The sequence below is a fragment of the Paenibacillus sp. F411 genome (genome assembly GCF_017582705.1).
In the GTDB taxonomy this organism is placed as follows: Bacteria; Bacillota; Bacilli; order Paenibacillales; family Paenibacillaceae; genus Paenibacillus_AQ; species Paenibacillus_AQ algicola.
On record NZ_JAGFIP010000002.1, the window covers coordinates 303,818 to 325,820 of the forward strand.

18 protein-coding genes are annotated in these 22,003 nt (G+C 53.3%); 6 read left to right on the forward strand and 12 right to left on the reverse strand.

Going from position 1 to position 22,003, the window contains the following annotated elements; all coding sequences use genetic code 11:
• Positions 1-12 precede the first annotated feature (12 nt).
• The 10 genes from JJQ72_RS03840 to leuC form a co-directional block, all read right to left on the reverse strand.
• Complete coding sequence (locus JJQ72_RS03840) at positions 13-3,630, reverse strand: dynamin family protein (protein ID WP_208202823.1); 3,618 nt, start codon at positions 3,628-3,630, stop codon at positions 13-15.
• 156 nt (positions 3,631-3,786) lie between these two features.
• Positions 3,787-4,062, reverse strand: a complete 276-nt coding sequence (locus JJQ72_RS03845) for an NAD/NADP transhydrogenase alpha subunit (protein WP_138225630.1) — start codon at positions 4,060-4,062, stop codon at positions 3,787-3,789.
• Between the two features lie 42 nt (positions 4,063-4,104).
• Complete coding sequence (gene nth / locus JJQ72_RS03850; protein ID WP_208202824.1) at positions 4,105-4,770, reverse strand: endonuclease III; 666 nt, start codon at positions 4,768-4,770, stop codon at positions 4,105-4,107.
• 83 nt (positions 4,771-4,853) lie between these two features.
• Positions 4,854-7,568, reverse strand: coding sequence for an S-layer homology domain-containing protein (locus tag JJQ72_RS03855; RefSeq protein ID WP_208202825.1), 2,715 nt, complete (start codon positions 7,566-7,568; stop codon positions 4,854-4,856).
• A 76-nt stretch (positions 7,569-7,644) separates the two neighbouring features.
• The gene (locus JJQ72_RS03860; RefSeq protein ID WP_208202826.1) at positions 7,645-8,295 is read right to left on the reverse strand and encodes a GerMN domain-containing protein; all 651 of its coding nucleotides are present in this window, start codon (positions 8,293-8,295) and stop codon (positions 7,645-7,647) included.
• A gap of 30 nt (positions 8,296-8,325) precedes the next feature.
• Positions 8,326-9,699 carry an N-acetylmuramoyl-L-alanine amidase family protein gene (locus JJQ72_RS03865; protein ID WP_208202827.1) on the reverse strand — a complete coding sequence of 458 codons (1,374 nt, stop codon included), beginning with the start codon at positions 9,697-9,699 and terminating at the stop codon, positions 8,326-8,328.
• 214 nt (positions 9,700-9,913) lie between these two features.
• Positions 9,914-10,561, reverse strand: a complete 648-nt coding sequence (locus tag JJQ72_RS03870; protein ID WP_208202828.1) for a GerMN domain-containing protein — start codon at positions 10,559-10,561, stop codon at positions 9,914-9,916.
• A 25-nt stretch (positions 10,562-10,586) separates the two neighbouring features.
• On the reverse strand, positions 10,587-12,035 hold the full coding sequence (locus JJQ72_RS03875; RefSeq protein ID WP_208202884.1) for an N-acetylmuramoyl-L-alanine amidase family protein: 1,449 nt from the start codon (positions 12,033-12,035) through the stop codon (positions 10,587-10,589).
• Positions 12,036-12,239: 204 nt separating this feature from the next.
• Complete coding sequence (gene leuD / locus JJQ72_RS03880) at positions 12,240-12,842, reverse strand: 3-isopropylmalate dehydratase small subunit (protein WP_208202829.1); 603 nt, start codon at positions 12,840-12,842, stop codon at positions 12,240-12,242.
• 21 nt (positions 12,843-12,863) lie between these two features.
• Entirely contained in the window at positions 12,864-14,288 is a 1,425-nt protein-coding gene (gene leuC / locus JJQ72_RS03885; RefSeq protein ID WP_138225623.1) for a 3-isopropylmalate dehydratase large subunit, read from the reverse strand.
• A gap of 220 nt (positions 14,289-14,508) precedes the next feature.
• On the opposite strand from leuC, the gene JJQ72_RS03890 reads away from it, so the two are divergent.
• From JJQ72_RS03890 to JJQ72_RS03900, 3 genes are all read left to right on the forward strand, one after another.
• The gene (locus JJQ72_RS03890) at positions 14,509-15,447 is read left to right on the forward strand and encodes a LysR family transcriptional regulator (RefSeq protein WP_208202830.1); all 939 of its coding nucleotides are present in this window, start codon (positions 14,509-14,511) and stop codon (positions 15,445-15,447) included.
• Positions 15,448-15,603: 156 nt separating this feature from the next.
• Positions 15,604-16,032, forward strand: coding sequence for a hypothetical protein (locus JJQ72_RS03895; protein ID WP_208202831.1), 429 nt, complete (start codon positions 15,604-15,606; stop codon positions 16,030-16,032).
• 233 nt (positions 16,033-16,265) lie between these two features.
• Positions 16,266-16,712 (forward strand): hypothetical protein, encoded by a 447-nt coding sequence (locus JJQ72_RS03900; RefSeq protein WP_208202832.1) that lies wholly within the window; start codon positions 16,266-16,268, stop codon positions 16,710-16,712.
• A 115-nt stretch (positions 16,713-16,827) separates the two neighbouring features.
• Here the strand turns inward: JJQ72_RS03900 and JJQ72_RS03905 are convergent, their stop codons facing one another.
• Both JJQ72_RS03905 and JJQ72_RS03910 read right to left on the reverse strand, forming a co-directional pair.
• On the reverse strand, positions 16,828-17,016 hold the full coding sequence (locus tag JJQ72_RS03905; RefSeq protein WP_138225621.1) for a hypothetical protein: 189 nt from the start codon (positions 17,014-17,016) through the stop codon (positions 16,828-16,830).
• 76 nt (positions 17,017-17,092) lie between these two features.
• Positions 17,093-17,926 carry a carbon-nitrogen family hydrolase gene (locus JJQ72_RS03910; protein ID WP_208202885.1) on the reverse strand — a complete coding sequence of 278 codons (834 nt, stop codon included), beginning with the start codon at positions 17,924-17,926 and terminating at the stop codon, positions 17,093-17,095.
• 145 nt (positions 17,927-18,071) lie between these two features.
• Here JJQ72_RS03910 and JJQ72_RS03915 point away from each other — a divergent pair, with 145 nt between their 5' ends.
• The 3 genes from JJQ72_RS03915 to JJQ72_RS03925 all read left to right on the forward strand — a co-directional run bounded on the left by JJQ72_RS03915 (position 18,072) and on the right by JJQ72_RS03925 (position 21,993).
• Entirely contained in the window at positions 18,072-19,265 is a 1,194-nt protein-coding gene (locus tag JJQ72_RS03915; RefSeq protein WP_138225620.1) for a pyridoxal phosphate-dependent aminotransferase, read from the forward strand.
• A gap of 344 nt (positions 19,266-19,609) precedes the next feature.
• Positions 19,610-20,713, forward strand: coding sequence for a glutamate 5-kinase (gene proB / locus JJQ72_RS03920; RefSeq protein ID WP_208202833.1), 1,104 nt, complete (start codon positions 19,610-19,612; stop codon positions 20,711-20,713).
• Positions 20,714-20,745: 32 nt separating this feature from the next.
• Entirely contained in the window at positions 20,746-21,993 is a 1,248-nt protein-coding gene (locus JJQ72_RS03925; protein WP_138225618.1) for a glutamate-5-semialdehyde dehydrogenase, read from the forward strand.
• Positions 21,994-22,003: the final 10 nt, after the last annotated feature.

Here is a 22,003-nt window from a genome sequence, read left to right on the forward strand (position 1 = left end):
ATCTATTCCGCTTTACTCGCTAATGCTCTTCAGCTCTTGGGCCAGCTGTCGCCACTGCTCTGCAGACTGTCCGCCAGCAAGAGACGTTTGCATGGCCTTCACAGCCTGCTCCAGCTGCTCCAGCAGCACATCTCTATACTGCGTCAAGGCCACGGTCGTTTGCTCGGTGTAATGACGGACCAGCTCGTGAGACCTTGATGCAAGGAGAACGGCAATGTCCTCCTTCACTAACGGCTCAGCCTGCTCCCGCAGCTTGAGGCTGCCCTGACTTTCGAAGAAATGCCTCGGATTCTTGAACAGGCTCCAATACGGACCCCAGTCCTTCGGCTGCTGAAGCGCACTTTCCGGCAGCGTGGGAGCAGGCCACTCCAGTTCCAGACTTACGGACAAGGCGAGACCTTCTTCAAGCTCTTTAATACGATCCAGCACGCGCTGAACGGCTTTGGAGCAGAGCTTGCGCCCTGTCGCCTCCAATCTGAGCGTGGTAGCCCACAGCTCCTGATCCAGCTCCAGCGCCAGTGTGCGCTGAAGATCCTTCCCGCAGGCCGCGAACGCCGCCTTCAGACTGCCGCCATCCTCGCGCAGTACCGAGGGATGGAAGGCATCCTGGAAAAAGGAACCCATGGCATAATCAAGCCGCTGACGAACGTGGAACAACAGCTCACCACATTCCTCCTGCACATCGCGCTCATAGCTGATGACTGGCAGCTCTTCCAGCATACAGACAGCTTGTGTGCGGGATTCCTCCAGCCGCTGGGCTCTCACTTTGCGGCTGTCCGCGTCCTCCTCAGCCAGTCTGGCCCACCTCTCCGCTTTCCCAGAAGCCTCTCTAATGCTGTCCAGGCCTGCCCGCAGAGACAAGCCGGGCAGCTCCTCCACGGCAAAATGATTCAGGGTCTTCTCAAATGACAGGAAGCCGGAGGATGCCAGCTTGACATCATCTGCCGCCTGCTTGGCTCTCAGGGATTCCAGACTGGAAACCGGAAAAATGCTCGGCCGGCTAATGCCGCTTCGCTTCAGATTATCCTGGACATGCTCTACCACCTGCTCCAGCTCTTCCTGTGAGGAAGCCAGATCGGCCGCGTTGACAATGAAGAACATTTTGTCCAGGGTAAAGCTGTCCTTCACCCGGCCCAGCTGCGACAGAAACTGACGGTCGGCCTTGGAAAAGGCATGATTATAATAAGTCACATATAAAATAGCGTCCGCATTCTTGATATAGCTGAACGTGACACCGGTATGCCGTGCATGCAGGGAATCGGCCCCTGGCGTATCGACCAGCACGATGCCTTGCTCTGTCAGGTCACAGCCATAGTACAGGTCGATGCCCTCAACATAGCAGGACTTGGTTTCGTCGGCTACGAAGCCCCGGTATTCCTCCAGTCCCACGGTCATGATGCTGCCTAGCCGGGACTCCATGTCCTCCCAGCCGGCCGCTGCTGCCTTTAGAAAACCGTAATGCGGCAGCCCTGCCGGGTGAATACCGGCGGGGGTTAGCTCCTCTGCGGCCTTGCGCCAGCTGCTCTTGGTGGGCTGCTCCAGGCCCAGAACCTGAAAGGAATAGTTCAGATCATCCCACCAGGTGTCATAGGTCTTCATCTTCACTTCCGCCGTTCCGTGCAGATGGTCAGCATTCGGTGCCAGAATGCGATTGACCGCCGCGGTGGTCGGGTGCGGCGATACCGGCAGGACGCGTTCGCCCAGCAGGGCGTTGGCGAAAGAGGATTTGCCGGCGCTGAAGGCACCGAACAGCGCCATCGTGAAGGAGCCGCCCGCGAGGCTGTCCGCGCGGGCGTCCAGATCCCGCGCAGCTTGCGCCAGCGCGGGATGCGGCGCCAGCAGCGCCGAAGCAGCCCGCAGCTTCGCTGCCGCTGCTTCCAGGCGCTGGCGCCGGCCCCCGCCTTGCGGCACGCGGCGGGGCAGCCCTTCCCCCTGCGGCGGCGCAGCCGCAGGGGCGGGCTCGGCTGCGGCCTGCGGCTGCGCAGCCGGCTCGCTCACCTCCGGCAGGAGGCCGGGGGTGAGCGGCTCTGGCGGCGGCGCGAGCTGCGCAGCCGCGCCGCTGCGGGCGGCCTCCGCCTGCTGCAGCGCAGCATAGCGGGCGGCGGCCGCCGATTGCGCCGTCAGCTCTGCGTGACGGCGCGAGAGCTCGGCCACGCGGACTGAAGCTGCGTCCGCGGCGGCCTGTTTGAGGCGGTCCGCCAAGGTCAGGACCGCCTGCCGATAGCTCGCCTTGATCTGATCGGCGAGCTTCCGGCAATAGTTCAGCATATATTCTCCGGAGAGAATCGCCTGCGGCTCCACAGTCTGAAGCAGCAGCTCCGCTGTAACCCTCGGAAGCACAGAATCCAGGACCTGCTCCTGTTCTTCACCGAAAGAAGAGATGGCCTCCATGCTGCTCTTCCACAGCTGGCGCAAATGGAATTCGACCTGTGAGGACACCTGCTGCTTCAGCCGCTCCAGAAGCTGCTCCTGCCGTCGCTTCTTCTCCTCGCCCGTCTTGCCACTAGAGAACAGAAAGCCGACCTTAAAGCCGCTTTTCTGGCTCTCCAGCCAGGACAAGGCCAGGTCCCGCAGCTCGGCAGGCATCAGGTTTGCATTCGCCAGCAGTGCATCTCCTTCCTTGCGGAAAGCCGTTGCCGTCACCTCCGGCATATTCCGGGCAGATGAAAGCTCGGCCTCTTCCTCCGCAAGACGCTGATTCAGCGCCTCCAGCGCAGCTTGGCCCCCAATCTCCTCCAGCAGCGCCTCCTTCTCCTCCTGATGACTTCTCGCAAATGCCTCTCCATGAGAATGCGCGACCTGCCGTAGCGAAGAGGCTACACTGTAGTCCAGCAAGGACCGCGACTGCTCCAGGAGGCCGGCAATGACGGACTGCAGCTCCGGCCATTGATTATAGGGATAATCGTGCACCTTCAGTGAGATGCAGAGCAATCCCTGATATTGAATGTTCCACTGCCGGAACGCTTTGCGAACGTCACTCAGGTAAGACGCCAGGCTGAGCTCCTCATCTCGGTGCTTGTCGATCTGATTGACAATCAGATACAGCGGCTTCCCCCAATCCGACAGGCTCTTGGCAAACATAAGATTGCTCTCAGACTGAACATGATTGTAATCCATCACATAAAAAACAACATCGGCCAAATGCAGCGCGGAGTGAGTCGCCTTCTGATGGCCGTCGTCCGTGGAGTCCACACCTGGTGTATCCATCAGTACACCATGGCCTTGAAGCACCGGAACCTGATCCCACACCTCAATAGCACGGTAGTCGCCGCCAGCCTTGCAGTATTCAGCCAGCTCCTCGGTCGTTACCGTAATGCTCTCTTCGACGGCTCCGTCTGCCCGGTGGATCACCGCCTTGGCGTCTCCGTTTCGAATCGTTACAATATTTGCGCTTGTCGGCACGGGGCCGGATGGAAGCACCTTTTTGCCGCACAGGGCATTGATCATACTGGACTTGCCTGCCGAGAAATGCCCGCAGAAGGCGAGTGTTAATTCCTTGGCTTCCTGTTTCCGTTGAAGATCCTTGGCCAGCTCCGCGGAGGATTCATCATTCCACGCCTGGAATTGCGCAATGGCTTCCTGCAGCAGGTCTGCATTGAATCCGGTTTCATGTGCTGTAACAGCTTTCACTTGTCATTCGCTCCTCTTCCGATCCTGTCATCAGGGATGCTTGATTTCTCCATTCCTTCATTGTACCATCTCGCCGGAATATATGGAAAGAGGCCGCAGATCGGGAAGACTCCCCTGCGGCCTCGCTATTCCATGCTTTGTCCCCGGCTCTAAAGCTTACAGCGCAGCTGCGCTCTCGGTTTCCGGAATGAGAATTTCAAACACGTTTCCATGCTGCAAAATGGTCACGCCGCGGGATTTATCGCGCATAACGACGACCTCTGCCTTTTGCGACATCCGTTCCAAATAATTTTCCGGCGCTTCACCGGAATGGCTGAAGGTTACGCCTTCAACCTCCTTCTCTTCATTCTCTTCCAGCTGGGTTTCAACCACCTGTTCAAAAATGTCAGAGAACAATTCAAAATTATCCGTGTATACCGAGATGCATTTCATGTTTAATCCCATCCTCTTTGTCTACTTTGTGCCGCCAGCCTGCTAATCCTTATTCTTCCTGACGACTGATGTTTTCATACGTTTCTTTCCTTCACGGCACAGGTCCAGCAGCGGACATACCTGGCACATCGGATTTTGCGCCTTGCAATGATAACGGCCGAAAAAAATGAGCCGGTGATGCGTCAGTGTCCACTCATCCCGAGGGACGCGCTTCATCAGCTTTTTCTCGACTTCCAGCACGCTGTCCTTCCAGCCAGCCAGTCCCAGCCGCTTGGACACCCGCTCCACATGCGTATCCACCGCGATGGCCGGTACACCAAAGGCATTGGATACCACAACATTCGCAGTTTTGCGGCCCACACCTGGAAGCTTGACCAGCTCATCATGAGCCTCTGGCACTGCACTTCCATACTGCTCAATCAGAATGAGGCACAGCTGGTGTATGTGCTTCGCCTTGTTACGGTACAACCCGATCCGTCGGATGTCCTGCTCCAGCTCTTCAATCGGAACCGAGACATAATCCTGCGGGGTTTTGTATTTCTGGAACAAGTCCTTCGTCACTTTGTTCACTGTTTCATCGGAACATTGAGCAGACAGCAGCACGGCAATGGTTAGCTCGAATGCATTGTTATGATTCAGCTCGCAGTGTGCACCCGGGTACATAGCGCCGATGGTATCGAGAATGTGACGTACGGTAGAATTATTCATCGCTGGTCCTCCCGCAAAAAAAAGTCTTGATGCGAGCAAATCCCGCATCAAGACGGTGTTTCTCGTGTATCCCTCAGTGATAACTATTGTTTCACGACCTCTACAACGGTGCCGTTGTTGAAATACAGTACAATATTATCATTTTCTTTCAGGGATTGCACGGACAAGTTCTGATCATTTTGGTGAACAAATACGCTACTTGACGTACGGAAGCGATATTCATCCGTTGTGTACGTCCGTTTTACATAAATTTCGCCATTTTGAGATTTCCAGAACGTTTTTGATAAAGAATCCAGAACCTTGACTACGGTCACTCCGCTAATGTCCTTGTGAACCTCGACCCGGTCATTAAGGGTGAGGCCGGCCAAGCTTGTGGACACCGCGCCACCGCGGTTCATCTTGACCCCGCCTGCTGCCGAAATGACTTGCTGCGTTCCATTAAAGTCTTTCACGGTCAGCGTGTTAGCGGCAGCATCCACAGCCATCACTTGGCCTAGCGTCAGACGAACCTCCTGGATCGAGGTTGGCGTTGTGCCTGTAAACTGTACATTGACCAGACTGCCTGGCTTCAAGGCACTAATCTGAATCGGTTGGCCGTTCTCGTCACTCATGACGGTTTTGTCAGTGTAAATGAGCTTGGACACCCCATCGTGCTTAACCGTAAGCCGGTTTAAGGAAGGCTCCACCGATCCCACCTCAAACTGAACGAAAGCCTTGGACTTCAAGCTGGCCAGCATATCCTGGTTAGCGGAAAGCTCCGCATAGACCTCGTCGCCGATTTTAATATCCGAGAGCGAGGCGGAAGCCTTACTGTACAGCTCTACCTTCGGATTCGAGAATGGCAGCTTCACGGTTTCACCGTTGTCGGTGAGAATCGTAACCGTCTTGGCGGCTGTATTGATCTCCGTCACTGTGCCCTCGTACTGATAAATGACTTCCAGGGATAGTGCGCGGTTGCCCAGATGCTTGATGTTCACCTTTCTGCCAGAACCGAGCAGACCTTCAACCGCGGACAGCGAGCTGCCGGCCGAGGACTCCAGCTTGGTCTTCTCATCCAGGATCATCACGTGCGGCTTGCCGGCGCTGTCGCTTACCATCAGCCACTTCTTGGCTGCATCATATCTCGCTACGACCGCCTGCTTCATCAGCTCGGACTGACGTCCTACGACCGTGATCTTGGTGACCTGCTCATCGCCATTAATGATCAGCTCCACCTCGTCGCCGGCCTTCTCGTCAAAGATGAGGTCATCCAGCACCGGTCTTGCAATCCCGCTGACAATCAGCTCCGGCTGAGAGGCCAGCACCTTGATTTCCAGCTGCGTGCTGCCAGAACGTTTATACGTAATGAATTTCCCGTTGGGATCGGCTGAATACAGCATGGCGCTAACGGTGCGGTCAACGCTCTGGCTAATTTCAACGCTCTTCAGCACACTGTTCTCAACCGTGTAATTCACGACAGCTCCCGCCTTTAATTCAGAAGGTGTCAGCAGCTGGGTTTGGTATTTGATGATGGCTCCTTCATAGCTGTAGGTTTCTGCAGACCCCGTCGTGGTCTGCACCGTAAGCTTCTTGCCATTGAGATCCACTGACTGAATGACCCCTGTCGCCGTTTTGTTCACTACGCCATCCTTCACCGTGATCGCTACAATCTGCTTCTGTGGCGTAAAGGTTTCCCGCTGCACAGTTACTACACTGCCCGGCACCAATGTCTTGGGATCGGCAGGATCAATCTTGCTGCCGTTTTGATCCAGGAAGAGGGTATCTTTTGTGTAAGACAGAGACTCAAAGCTCGATCCCGTATCAAACCATATGACCTGGTCGGGGGACAGACGCTCAAATTTCCGTTCAAAAGATTCCAGCTGCTGCTCTTTATCCATAAGCTCGACATAAGCTGCTGCACCATCCTTCGCAATGACGGTTACCTTCGTGTAAGGCTGGATATCTCCTTGTGTAATGCGTCCGGCAGCCTCTTTCTCAAAATAGGCCGTGGAAGGCTGCAGTGAAAATGTCTGGCTCTGTCCATCGGTATACAGAGTCAGCCCGCCATCGCTCATTGAGGTGACGACGCCCTCATATTGATTCTCATACTGTTCATCTATGTAGGCCTGAGCCCGGCTAAAAAAGGTAGCCAGCTGAGCCCGGGTGACCGCTCCTTTCGGATCAAACCGATTAGCCGTCACGCCTTGGGCAAGACCCAGCTCAACGGCGGTATTGACATACCCTGCGCGGTCAGGTGAAATGCTGCCATGGTCTGCAAAGCCTGAAGCTTCCGACATGGCTGCTTGCGCATCTGCAGTACGGCCGATGGAGCGGATCAGCACCTCGGTAATCCATTCCCGGGTTGCCGTTTGAGCTCCCCAGATCATGCTGTCATCGGCATACTGCGATTCTTTCTCTTGATTGAGCAGGTTTTGCGAAAGCGCCAGGCTGACGTACGGTACAAAGTAATTATTTACTTTCATATTTGTCGGTAATGTCGCAGCCGTGCCGGTGCCTTCATTCACATTCAAATTCAAGAAACGGATTGCCATCGTCATAGCTTCCTGCTGAGTTACGGGATCATTAGGACGAAACTTGCCGTTATTACCAGTTATAATCCCTTGAGCCGCCAGTTTATAAATGTATTTTTCTCCCCAATAGCCGCTGACGACATCACTGAAAACAGGCGTCGAGAGCGCCGCGCTGACTGCTGTAGGTGCTGCAGGCTCTGCAGATACGCCAGTTCCCATAACCATAAGCCCGGCCATGACGGCGGAGACCACTTTTTTGGAATGAATATTTCTTCGTTTAGATGACATTGTTGTTGCTCCTTTCATTTCTGCTATACGCGTTCTTTGACATATTCGACAGCAGAATGTGATCTCCTTCCAGCAGCTAGCGGGTTTCCGGGTTATACAGCGTCACATGTCCCATCAGGCTCTCTACCTGCTTACCGTCGAGCAGCAGCTGAATGGTTTCCACTTCATCAAATTGAAAGTAGGTGCCCTTGAGCGCCCGAATTGCAAAATCCTCTCCCGTGGAGCCCATGTTTGCCGTATCCGGCATATGCAGATCCAGTGTCAGATCTCCATCCTCAAATGACAAGGAAAGAAGCTTCATGTTACTCCAGAGCGGAACCATCTCCTGAGATGTGCTCTTCTGAAGCGCATCGTAAGCCGCCTGGTATTTCGCTTTTTCATCGGTATACGTAATCTTGGCTGTATCCTCGAGAAGCTCCATCAAATCAGGATCAGTATAGTATACTTTGATCTCTTCACTTTGCTGCGCTGGCTCGGCTTCTTCCTGAGGCGTTGACGTAGAGGGGGCTTCACTGCCCCCTGTGCTTCCGCCTGCACCCTGCGTGCTGGATGGCGTCTGTGACGGCGCCGTGGTAGTGCCTTCGTTTCCGGCCTCTGCAGTCTCCTGGACAGGAGCTGCCGGCTTCTCCTCCGCAGGGACAGGTGCTGCCCCTGGTTTCTCTCCGCATGCCGTTCCTAGCAGCATAAACGCTGCCAGGAACGCCGCAGACCCTATTTTTTTATTCATGAGTCCACCTCCATCTGCCCTGCATCACTATTATTTAAAATATTCATTGAGTCCGTTCACAATCGACTTCGCGACACGGTCCTGAATCCCGGAATCGTAGAGCTTGGTTTCATCCGTTTTATTGGTCAGGAACCCGACCTCCAGCAGAATGGCCGGCATCGTGGTCTCGCGGATGACGTGGAAATTCCCGTATTTCACTCCGCGGTCCTTCAATCCAACGGCATTTAACATATTTTTATGAATGACCGTCGCCAACGATTTACTGGACGAACGCTGATAAAAGGTCTCCGTTCCGGAAGCCGTGGCAGGTCCCGCATTGGCATGAATGGAGATAAAGACATCTGCCTTCAGCTTCTCGGCAATTTTCACGCGGTCACTCAGCTCCAGGAAGGTGTCATCACTGCGTGTAAGGACAACGTCGATCGTTGAGCTGTTCTCCAGCAGCTTGGCCGTTTTGAGAGCGAGACTCAGGGCAAAATCCTTTTCCTTTTTCTTCGAGACGCTGATTGCGCCAGGATCATGACCCCCATGTCCGGCATCAATGACGACGAGCTTTTTGCTGCCTGCTCCCGGAGCAGGAACCGGCTCAGAGCTTGTATTCAGGTCCACTGTAAACAAGCCGTTAGGTTCATTATGAAGCGTATAATTTTTGGGATAATTCAGATCAATGACAATGCGAACGGTTGACGGGCTGTCGCTGTACAGCGAATACCGGACCGATTTCACATCTGGATATCCGGTTACCGTCAAGGACCCATTGTTTGTAGCGTCCAAAATATTACTCGTGCTGAATTGCTCGGAGAATGCCGCATTCTCTACATCAATGACAATCCGGTCCGGCGAGGTCAGCTTCATAATCTTGGGCTTCATCGTTCCTGTCGCCGCTACCAGCAGGCGATTGCTGCTAAAGCTGATTCCGTCAATCGTTGTCAGAGTACCGTAATCGGACTCACTTGGGTTTGAGACGCCTGACTCCGGGGTAATAAGGTATACTGCTTTCTCTTGATTGTTCCAGCTGACATTCATGCCCATCTGCTCACTCACAAACCGGATGGGTACGATTGTCGTGCCTCCGCGCAAGAGCGGTGCCTTAACCATGCTTACACGCTGACCATCAATGGATGCACTGCTGCTTCCGACCACCATCTCGACGGTTTTTCCTCCGCCTTGAACCGTAATTTTCTGTGCTGCCTGATTCCAGCCTACCGTGTAGCCCAAATTCTCGGATACGACCCGGATCGGCACCATCACGGTTCCATTGATATTTTCCACATTGACACCTTGAGACAGCTGCAGCTCATTGCCGTTCAAATAAATCTTGGCACTTAATGCGCTTGCCTCAATGCCCTTTGGAAACACCAGCATGATGATGAACAGAAACATAAAAAAACCGAACTTCTTCATCCTTCACCCCTACCATCCTATTAATCTGCCATAAAATGGCGTAGACTTCCCGGCCTGTCCGACATTACCTGACATACAATAGACGCGTCACTCGTTCTAAAGTTGCGAAAATTTTTCCACTTTGCCAAAAAAATAAAGCAGCCCTAAGCAGATTGCTTAAAGGCTGCTTTACTTTATATAAGAATAATATTACCTGAAATCTACCGCTAGCTAATTAAGGTGTAGGACGCTTCATCGGATGCTCGAGGACAACATGTCCCATCAAACTCTCGACCTGTTCTCCATCAATAAGCAGCTGGATCGACTGAACTTCCTCAAACTGGAAAAACATATTCTTCATTGCTTCCAGAGCGTACATCTCTCCGCCAGCACCCAGATTTGCCTCAGCGGGCTTGGTGATATCCAGAACGAGCGCCCCGGCGTCAAATTCAACCTGATTCAGCGTAATGGCCTCATTCCACAATGGAACGAACTCTTCATCATCGCTCTGCTGTAGTGCATTAAAAGCTTTAGCGTATTTGTCTTCAGCGCCGTTGTACATAATTTCACCCGGGGCTTCAACGACGCCCATCAGCTCAGGATCTGTGTAGTAGAGGACTACCTTTTCTTTGCGCATCGGCTCCTCCTTCTTCTCTCCATCTGAAGCTGAAGTGCTGTTTCCTGCGGTCTGAGTACCTGCAGTCCCTTGTGCCTGCTGGGTGGTATCAACATCATCTTTGACGTTGCCCTCATCGGCACCTGCCGCTTGCTTTACCGCTCCCGTGTCTGCAGGAGGTGCTGCAGCCGGCTTGTCTCCACATCCGCTGCTCATTACCATTACAGCAGCCAGAATTGCTGCTGACCAATATTTACGTTGACTCATTGAACCGTCCCCCTTGGGAAGTACATTACTGTACTTTAAGATATTCCTTAATTCCATCTACGATGCTTTGTGCCACCCGGTTTTGGAAATCTTCCTTGAACATCTGTGTTTCATCACCTTTATTGCTTAAGAACCCGATCTCCAGCAGTACGGCCGGCATGGATGTTTCGCGGGTCACATGAAAATTTCCGTAAGAGACGCCACGATTCTTAAGACCTGTAGCTTTAGAAAGATGACTGTGCATAATTTTGGCAAAAGACAAGCTGGCATCCCGCGTATAAAAAGTCTCCGTTCCGTTGGCGCTGCTGGAATTGTTGCTATTTCCATGGATGGAAACAAAAACATCAGCCTTAAGGTTGTTAGCTATTTTTACCCGATCCTTCAGCTCCAGAAACGTGTCATTGCTTCGTGTAAGGACTACTTCGATCTGAGTTTCCTTCTCCAGGAGCTTCCCGACCTTCTGGGCAACGGCCAGATTAAAGTCCTTCTCCCAACGCTTGTTCACACTAGGAGCACCCGGGTCTCCATCTCCGTGTCCGGCATCAATGACAACGATTTTCTTGCCGCTGCTAGCCGGCTCCGCCGGTGCTGCGGTCTGCTCTATGTTTAAGTTGAGTGTAATTAATCCATTCTGATGGGTAAGCTCATACGCTTTGGACGTATGGAGGTCCAGAACGACACGCACGGTTTCCGGGGAAGCACTGAATCTGGCATAACGGATCTGCTTCACGTCGGGGTATCCTTCAAGCGGAAGGATCGTTTCCTTGCCCACTTGTTGATCCGACCCGGCAAAGGAGCTGGACAGAAAGCTTTGCGGAAGATCAACGACAATCCGGTCAGGGCTAGGAATACTAAAAACCTTAGGCGTCACTTTTCCGGATACGGCAATCAGCAGCTGGTTATCGACGAAGCTGATGCCATCGACGCTTGCCAAAGCTGAGACCGGGGTCACTTCTTCTACAGGACTGACAGCGCCGGGATTACTTCCCACTGATCCTGCTGGGGGCGGGCTTACTTGAACGGGTTCAGTCGCGACAGGAGGTGCGCTGCTAGTCAAATATACCGCCTTGATCTGGTTGTCCCACTCAATATCCATGCCCATCTCTGTACTTACAAAGCGCAGCGGCACCAGGGTGGTTCCCCCCTGCAGCATCGGCGGGATGCTCATCTGAACCTCGATCCCGTTCACCTGAGACTGTGTCTTGCCCACATTCATATGTACCGCCGTAACGCTGTCCAGCACAGAAACGGTCTGAGTGGACTTTTCCCATTTCACTTCATAGCCTAGGTTCTCGGAAACGACCCGAATGGGGACCATGATAGAGTTGTTGACATTTAACACCTTGACTCCGGACGGTAAATTCAGCTGTTCTCCATCCAGATAAATCTTTGCACCGCTTGCCTCCGCTTTTCCTGCACTGCCTAAACTCAGCAGAAAAAGCACCAAAAACATCAGCAGACCACACTTCTTCATACTCACACCTCTACCATCCCTATGAATTTAATGAAAGCGACGAGTACCCAAAAACCGCCATATTGGCTCAGCATGCGGCATTTTCCGGCTTCACAGCGAATGTTCCGCACTATATCTATGATTTTAACAGAAAAAACTTCCATATCCTACAGCGGATATGGAAGTTTTGAAGTTTTTTAGAAAGAAATATCGAATGCTGCCGGCTTAGGCGAACAAACGGTTGTGATGCTCCTGCTCGTAGGCATCAATGGCATCAGCATGCTGCAGCGTCAGTCCGATATCATCCAGACCTTGAAGCAGGAACTGACGACGATGCTCATCGAGATCAAACTGAATCTGAAGCCCTTGATCATCGGAGAGAAGCTTGTTCTCAAGATCTACACTCAGCTGATAGCCTTCATGAGCTTCAGTACGCTTGAACAGCTCTTCAACCTGCTCTTCCGACAGCTTGATCGGCAGAATGCCGTTCTTGAAGCAGTTGTTATAGAAGATATCCGCAAACGAAGGCGCGATCACAACACGGAAGCCGTAATCCATAATCGCCCAAGGGGCATGCTCCCGGGAGGAGCCGCAGCCAAAGTTCGCTCTGGAGATCAGTACGCTGGCTCCTTGATAACGCGGCTGATTCAGAGGAAAGGTTGTGATGACCTCTCCCTGCTCGTCGAAGCGCCATTCGTAGAACAGAAACTGGCCAAAGCCTGTGCGCTCGATTCTTTTCAAGAACTGCTTAGGTATAATTGCATCGGTATCTACATTGACCCGGTCCACGGGTGCAACCAATCCGTTTAATTTCGTAAATGCTTCCATTGTAAACTCCCCCGTCCCTTCTTAGATAACAGCTTCTTCAGATACAAAATTCCAGTCACGGACATCAACAAAATGTCCCTTTACAGCTGCTGCAGCTGCCATTGCCGGAGATACGAGATGTGTTCTGCCGCCACGTCCCTGGCGTCCTTCAAAGTTACGGTTGGAGGTCGAGGCACAGCGCTGTCCTGGCTGAAGCACATCCGGATTCATGGCAAGGCACATACTGCATCCGGCTTCACGCCATTCAAAGCCTGCTTCTGTAAAGATTTGATCCAGGCCTTCCTTCTCAGCCTGCAGCTTCACGCGGCCGGAACCGGGAACGACAATTGCAGTGACCTGAGGTGAAACCTTGTGTCCTTTTGCTACTGCGGCGGCAGCGCGAAGGTCTTCAATCCGTCCGTTCGTGCAGGAGCCGATAAATACATAATCAATCGGAATTTCTGACATCGGTGTACCTGGCGTTAAGGCCATGTACTCCAGTGCCTTTTCAGCTGCCTTGCGCTCGTTCTCGGTTTTGAAATCTGCCGGGTTAGGTACTGCGGAGGAAATGTCTGTACCCATGCCCGGGCTGGTGCCCCAGGTTACTTGCGGGATCAGGGTCTCCACATCGAATTCAAGCACCAGATCAAACTCGGCGCCTTCGTCAGTAACGAGCTGCTGCCAGGAAGCTACAGCACGGTCAAAGTCTGCACCTTGAGGCACATGCTGACGTCCACGCAAATATTCAAATGTCGTTTCATCCGGAGCGATCATCCCCGCACGGGCGCCGCCCTCGATGGACATATTACAAACGGTCATGCGCTCTTCCATCGACAGATCACGAATCGCTTCACCGGTGTATTCAATTACATATCCCGTCGCGAAATCCGTGCCGTATTTAGCAATTACGCCGAGAATCATATCCTTCGCGGTTACGCCAGGGTTACGGTTGCCCTTGAAGCGAACCTCCATGGTTTTTGCTTTGGCCTGCTGCAAGCACTGGGTCGCAAGCACATGCTCAACCTCACTGGTACCAATACCGAAGGCCAATGCGCCGAAAGCACCATGAGTAGACGTATGGCTGTCGCCGCACACGATAGTTTTGCCCGGATGAGTCAAGCCCAGCTCCGGTCCCATAACGTGTACAACACCCTGGTCAATCGTCTCCAGATCATACAGCGTTACGCCAAAGTCCCGGCAGTTCTGAGTCAATGTGTCAATTTGCTGCTTGGAGATCGGATCACTGATATTGTAGCGGTCTTTTGTCGGAACATTGTGGTCCATTGTTGCAAAAGTCAGCTCCGGACGGCGAACCTTACGGCCGCTCAGGCGCAGGCCTTCAAAGGCCTGGGGAGAGGTTACCTCATGCACCAGATGCAAATCAATATACAGGATGCCGGGCTTGCCTTCCTCCTGATGGATCACGTGATTGTCCCAGATTTTCTCAAACATTGTCTTTTTACTCATTCATATCACCCCATTAGTTCATTACGTCCATATTAAAGAGAGTTGAATCTCCCTTTTGCTTATACGTAATATAGCATGTTCCTCTTGATTGATCCAAGATATAAAATCTATAAAAGCAATAGGTTCCAGCTATAAATGACTTCTTACTTTTAAATTCAATGATAAACTAATATAATTGAACTATAAATTTCATAGGTATTGCCTATAACGGAGTGATGATATGGAATTACGCCAGTTAATGTATACCCTGCAAATTGCAGCGGACAAAAATTTTTCCCGGGCCGCAGAAAAGCTTCACATCGCTCAGCCTTCACTTAGCCAGCAATTGTCCAAGCTCGAAAAAGAGCTCGGTGTACTGCTGTTTCAACGGAATACCAGCACGGTCGAATTGACTCATGCAGGCGCCAGCTTTGTGGAGCACGCCCAAAAAATCATGGATGCCGTGGAGCAGCTTCGGCAGGAAATGTCGGATATATCCCAGCTCCGCAAAGGGAAAGTCGTCGTGGGCAGCATGCCGATCACCGGCTCACATCTGCTGCCGTGGGTACTCCCTGCTTTTCACCAGCAATACCCTGATGTCGAGATTGCATTACTGGAGGATTCCTCTGCCAATCTCGAGAAGCTGACGGCTAGTGGAAAAACAGATCTCAGCCTGTTATCGCTGCCATTAACCGAGCCATCCTTGTCCTGGGTGCCTATTGGAGAAGAACGAATTGACCTCGCCGTGCCGATCCGCCATCCGCTGGCGGCGAGAGCGGATAAGGGCAGCCCGGTGCCCGTCGCTTTGGAGGAGCTGAAGGACGAAGCCTTCATTGTGCTCAAAAAAGGTCAAGGCTTCCGCCAGCTGACGTTCGATCTTTGCCGGAATGCCGGCTTCGAGCCGAGGGTGGTGTTCGAAAGCAATAACATCGAGACGGTCCAGTCGCTCGTTGCCGCGGGCATGGGCGTGACCCTCGTTCCCCGCTTCATCGTGCGGGCCAAGCGCAGCGAATTCATTCCTGTGTATTTGCCGCTTGCAGAGCCGGTCCCCAGCCGGACGCTGGTCATAGCGTATCGAAACGGCCGATATTTATCCAAGGCTGCGGAAGCGTTCATTGAAACCTTCAAGGAAGTCATGGGCCGCCTGGCCGAGAGCGACCGCTCCATCTGCAAGGATTAAGTCATTAAGAGGTAATGTAGGCGAAAAACCGAACTCGATTCGACTCAGCGGCGCTATGCGGTCCAACGAACTCGAAAAACCGAACTCCTTTCGCCGCTGCGGCGCTAGTGGGCCAACGAATGCGAAAAACCGAACTCATTCCGCCTCCACGGCGCTATGCGGTCCAACGAATGCGAAAAACCGAACTCATTCCGCCTCAGCGGCGCTATTCGGCCCCATGAACGCGAAAAACCGAACTCGTTCCGTCCCCACGGCGCTATTCGGCCCCATGAACGCGAAAAACCGAACTCGTTCCGTCCCCACGGAGCTATTCGGCCCCATGAACGCGAAAAACCGAACTCGTTTCGACTCAGCGGCGCTAGTGGGCCCAACGAATGCGAAAAACCGAACTCATTTCGACTCAGCGGCGCTATTCGGTCCAACGAACTCGAAAAACCGAACTCATTTCGATTCAGCGGCGCTATGTGGTCCAACGAATGCGAAAAACCGAACTCATTCCGCCTCCACGGCGCTATGCGGTCCAACGAACGCGAAAAACCGAACTCGTTCCGTCTCCACGGCGCTATTCGGTCCAACGAACTCTAAAAACCGAACTCGTTCCGCCTCCACGGCGCTGGTGGGCCCAACGAATGCGAAAAACCGAACTTATTCCGCCTCAGCGGCGCTATTCGGCCCCATGAACGCGAAAAACCGAACTCGTTTCGACTCAGCGGCGCTATGCGGTCCAACGAACTCGAAAAACCGAACTCCTTTCGCCGCTGCGGCGCTAGTGGGCCAACGAATGCGAAAAACCGAACTCGTTCCGTCCCCACGGCGCTATGCGGTCCAACGAATGCGAAAAACCGAACTCATTCCGCCTCAGCGGCGCTATTCGGCCCCATGAACGCGAAAAACCGAACTCGTTCCGTCCCCACGGAGCTATTCGGCCCCATGAACGCGAAAAACCGAACTCATTCCGCCTCCACGGCGCTATTGGGTCCTACGAACTCGAAAAACCGAACTCATTCCGCCTCCACGGCGCTAGTGGGCCCAATGAACGCGAAAAACCGAACTCGTTTCGACTCAGCGGCGCTATGCGGTCCAACGAACTCGAAAAACCGAACTCATTTCGACTCAGCGGCGCTATTCGGTCCAACGAACTCGAAAAACCGAACTCGTTCCCGTCCCCACGGCGCTTTCCGGCACAACGAACTCGAAAAACCGAACTCGTCCCGAAACAGACCACCACCAGAGCCCAAAAAGGCGATGCCAGGGAATCTCCCTAAACATCGCCTTTTTATTAATCATCAAGCTTCCCTGACACTCTCAAACCGTCTTCACCGCTAATCCCGCCAGCGTCAATCTACAATCCCAGATTATGCTGATCCAGGCCAGCCCTATCTACTTGCGCAGATTGTGCTTGTCCACCAGCCGGTTCTGGTTATCAGGAATGCGGGCCTTGTCTTCAATGGCATCGTTGCTGCCGCGGCTTCCGCCCTCGGATACACCCTCTACAAAGCTGCGGAACTGATTCTTCTGCTCCTGAATGGTTTCCTGGCTGTCCTGCTCGTTGTGATCTTGATTGGCCATGGCTTCATACCTCCTTGTTGGGGAATACACATAGTATACCCGTGACCTCAAGGATGAAACGCTGGATTCAAGGTGATCAGCTCAGCTTGTACAATCCCGGTCTGCGGTCTTCAAAGACGGGAATGCGGGTCCGAACCTCATCCGTCAACGCCGGATTCAGCGCCCCCCGGAGGATACCTTCCTCTTCGCCGCCCTCCACAACGATGTCGCCCCAAGGGTCAATGATCATGGAGTGACCAAAAAAAGTAGTGTCCCCGCTTGTGCCAACCCGATTACAGGCCACAACATACATTTGATTCTCAATGGCTCGGGCCGTCAGCAGCGTTCTCCAGTGATGCAGCCGCGGATTCGGCCACTCTGCAGGAACGAACAATACCTGAGCACCCTTCAGCGCAAGCGTTCTCGACAGCTCTGGAAAACGGACATCATAGCAGATGGATGCACCGGCTGTAAATCCGGGCTGAAGATCAAACACTACCGCCTGATCTCCGGCAGACAGATGCTTCTCCTCATCCATCAGTCTGAACAAATGAATCTTGGAATACATGGCTTTCTGCTCACCTGCAGCGTCATAAACATACATCGTGTTATAGATCTGTCCGTTCTTCTTCTCCGCCACAGAGCCGCCGACGATATGCACCTGATGTCTCTTGGCAAAAGAGCTCAAAAGCTCCCTGGCCTGTCTGCCGTCCGGATCGGCCAGCTCATGAATGCGTTCCAGCGCGTAGCCTGTGTTCCACATCTCAGGCAGCACCAGAATATCCGGCTTCTGCCCCTCGGAAAGCGCAGTCTCCATAAGCTTTTTTATATGTTGAAAATTGGCGGTCGGTTCACCGATCTGAATATCAGCCTGAATCAGCACAATGTTCACAGAAAAAACTCCTTTCGTGGCATGCTGCAATATCCTCATCATATCCCGTAAACTCTGTCGTTTCAATAGAACGCCCCAAAGCCCTCTATACAGCCCTGATAAATCGTGATAAATTTAGGTTCAAAGAAATCATGACGTACTCTTTTTGGCGCAGGAAGCAGTACAGAACCGGAGTGACTTTAACATGAATTTGAACCTTAACCCGCCATTTGAAATCCGCCCTGCTGACATCATGGCACAGCTGCCAACACAATTTTTTGCCACGCTGGTCGGTAATGTAAGCCGTTTGACTGCTCAAGGGCATGATGTTATTAATCTCGGACAAGGCAATCCCGATCAGCCGACACCAGCTCATATCGTAGCCCGGCTAAAGGAAGCAGCCGATAATCCGCAGTATCATAAGTATTCTCCGTTTAGCGGCTACTCTTTTTTGAAGGAGGCTATTGCCAAGAGATATAAGGAGGATTACCAGGTAGACCTGGACCCCGAGACGGAGGTGGCCATCCTGTTTGGAGGCAAGACCGGGCTCGTCGAGCTGCCGCAGATTTTGCTGAATCCCGGTGAGCTTTGCCTGGTGCCCGATCCCGGTTACCCCGACTACTGGTCAGGCGTTGCTCTGGCCAGAGCCGAGATGAAATTTATGCCGCTAGTGGAGAGTAACGATTATTTACCTGATTACAGTGCCATTTCGGATAGAGACAAGGAGCGGGCTCGGCTCATGTTTTTGAATTATCCGAACAATCCGACCTCAGCGGACGCCCCGTTATCCTTTTACGAAGAAACTGTGGCATTTGCTGCACAACACGGCATTGTGGTTGCAAGTGACTTTGCATACGGTGCGATCGGCTTTGACGGTCATCGTCCCGTCAGCTTCCTGCAGGCAGAAGGCGCCAAGGATGTAGGCATTGAATTTTACACCCTCTCCAAGACCTACAACATGGCCGGCTGGAGAGTCGGATTCGCTCTCGGCAATGCGAGGATCATCTCACTGATCAATCAGCTTCAGGACCATATGTATGTCAGTCTGTTCGGAGGCATTCAGTCTGCGGCAGCCGAAGCTCTAACTGGTCCGCAGGACTGTGTGCGGGACCTGGTGTCGGTTTATCAATCCCGCAGAGACGCTTTTCACGACGCTCTAAAGGGAATTGGCTGGAATGCAGCCAAGCCTACAGGCTCGTTCTTCAGCTGGCTGCCGGTACCCAAGGGCTTCACCTCGGTCTCGTTTGCCAATCTTCTTCTTGAAGAAGCCCATGTCGTCATGGCACCGGGTGTTGGATTCGGAGCACATGGTGAAGGCTATGTGCGTGCCGGCCTGCTAAGCAGTGAAGAGCGCCTGCAAGAGGCCGCTGCCCGGATTGGTAAGCTGGGCGTATTCTGAGCCATTGATCTTTGAAAAGCAGAAGCCGTTGTGGTATTCTTGCTAGTAATTATAAACCGAACTCATAAACGTAATGACGGGATCAGTACGACAGGTCCGGCGCGCCCAGAGAGCGAATTCCTCAGGCTGAAAGAATTCGCCGTTTAGCCCCCTTCCGAAACCTAACCCCGAACGGCCTGCCCAGCAGGACAGCACCCTCTGTTACAGGGAAAGAGCCGGATGAGTGACCTCATCAATAAAGGTGGTACCGCGGAAGTTAAGCTTTCGTCCTTTGTCATACAAGGACGAAAGCTTTTTTTATGGCTATATCAAGGATATAGAACAACAATGAGGAAGTGATTGTAATGCCTTCACGTGTCGTCGTCAAAATCGGCAGCAGCTCCCTAACCACTCCGGAAGGCGGTTTAAATGCCGCTGCCATCCAATTTTATGCCTCCGAGCTGGCGCAGTTAACCCAAGAAGGACATGAAGTGCTTCTGGTGAGCTCCGGTGCCGTCGCTGCCGGTTTCCGCAAGATCGGCTATCCGGCCAAGCCGCGCCTGCTGCATGAGAAGCAGGCGGCCGCAGCAGTGGGCCAGGCTCTGCTCATGGAATCCTATCAGGCCGCCTTTGCCGGGCATGGGCTGACAGCCGCCCAGATCCTTTTGACCCGAACGGATTTCTCCAACCGAAAACGCATGAACAACGCCAGCCTGACGATTGAAGAGCTGCTGAAGCAGGGTGTCATTCCGGTCATTAATGAGAACGACACTGTATCTGTGGACGAGCTGAAATTCGGGGACAATGATACCTTGTCCGCGCTCGTGGCCAACATGGTTCGAGCCAGGCACCTCATCATCCTGACGGATATGAACGGCTTGTATACCGCTGATCCCCGCAAGAATCCTGAAGCCGTCCGGTTTCAGGAGATTGAGGAGATTACCGAAGAGATTTATGGACTGGCTGGCGGGTCAGGCAGCAATGTCGGTACCGGCGGGATGCGCTCGAAGCTGGATGCGGCCAAGATTGCCACCCGTGGAGGCGTTCCCGTCTTCATTGGCCGGGCAGATCAGCCCGGCGAGCTGCTTCGTGCACTGAAGGGCAACGGGAACGGCACCCGTTTTGCCACCCAGCTCTCAACCTTGCCCATGAAGAAGCAGTGGCTCGGCTTTATGTCCTCCCCTTTTGGAACCCTTATCGTGGATGATGGAGCCGAGAAAGCACTGCTCCACGGCGGGCACAGCCTGCTTCCGGTCGGTGTGAAGAGTATGGAAGGACATTTTCAGCTCGGTGATGTGGTTGAGGTAATGAACAGCCGCCGCGAACGTGTGGGCCGGGGGATTGTCAATTATGATTCCGAGCAGCTCCAGCATATTATAGGCATGTCGACCCGAGAGGTGCTCGCCGCTCTTGGCGAGGTACATCGCCTGGAAGTCATCCACCGGGATGAATGGATTACGTTAAAGTGATAGGATAAGGAATAGAAGGAGGCTTGCAGCCAATGAGTGAAGTGAGAACCAAAGCCGGTCTTGCCCAGCAGGCAGCTCCGGTACTGAATAAACTGACGACCGAACAGAAGAATCAGGCTCTGCTGAGTATGGCAGATGCCTTGATCCAGCGCTCCGCCGAAATCATTCAAGCAAACGCCGAGGATTTGCAGCGCGGGAAGGAGCAAGGAACCTCCCCCTCCCTCCTGGATCGTTTAGCTCTGGATGAGTCCCGCATCCAGGGCATTGCAGAAGGACTGCGTCAGATCGTGGAGCTTCCCGACCCCGTGGGAGACACCCTGGATACGATGGACCGCCCGAACGGCCTGTCCATCACCAAGATCCGGGTTCCAATCGGCGTCATCGGGATTGTGTACGAGGCCAGACCTAACGTGACGGTGGATGCGGCCGGGCTGTGCCTGAAGAGCGGAAACGCCGTCGTTCTCCGAGGGGGCTCTTCAGCCATCTCCTCCAACAAAAAAATCGTCGAGGTTCTTCATGACGCTATGGCAGCAACGGCTATTCCGAAGGATGCGCTGCAGCTTATTGAAGATACCGATCGCGCTTCCGTGGATGAAATGCTGAAGCTGAACGGGCTGCTGGATGTCATTATCCCGCGCGGCGGCAGCTCCTTGATCCAGAATGTTGTCATGAATGCCACCGTTCCGGTCATCGAAACCGGCGCCGGCATCTGTCATACCTATCTTGATCAATCAGCTGACCCTGTAATGGCAGAGCAAATCAGCCTCAATGCGAAGGTGCAGCGCCCTTCTGTCTGCAACTCTATGGAGACTTTGCTCGTCCACGCCGATTTTGCAGCGCAGCACCTGGCTGGCCTGCTGGAGAAGTTCCGGGAGCAGCAAGTCGAGATCCGGGGCGACGAAGCGACCAAAGGCTATGCTTCCTGGGCACTTTCAGCCTCGCCGGAGGATTATGCTACAGAGTATAATGATTATGTGCTCAATGTGAGGATCGTAAATAACCTCGATGAAGCCATTGAGCACATCGCTGACTACGGTACCAAGCACTCCGAGTGCATCGTATCCGCCTCCAGCGAGAATGCTTCCCGCTTTATCCAGGAGGTAGACGCTGCAGCGGTGTACCACAATGCTTCCACCCGCTTTACAGACGGGTTCGAATTCGGATTCGGCGCCGAAATCGGCATCAGTACCCAGAAGCTTCATGCACGCGGCCCGATGGGCCTGCCGGCGCTGACCTCCACGAAATACATCGTGAGCGGCAGCGGCCAGATCCGCCAATAAACATGACAAG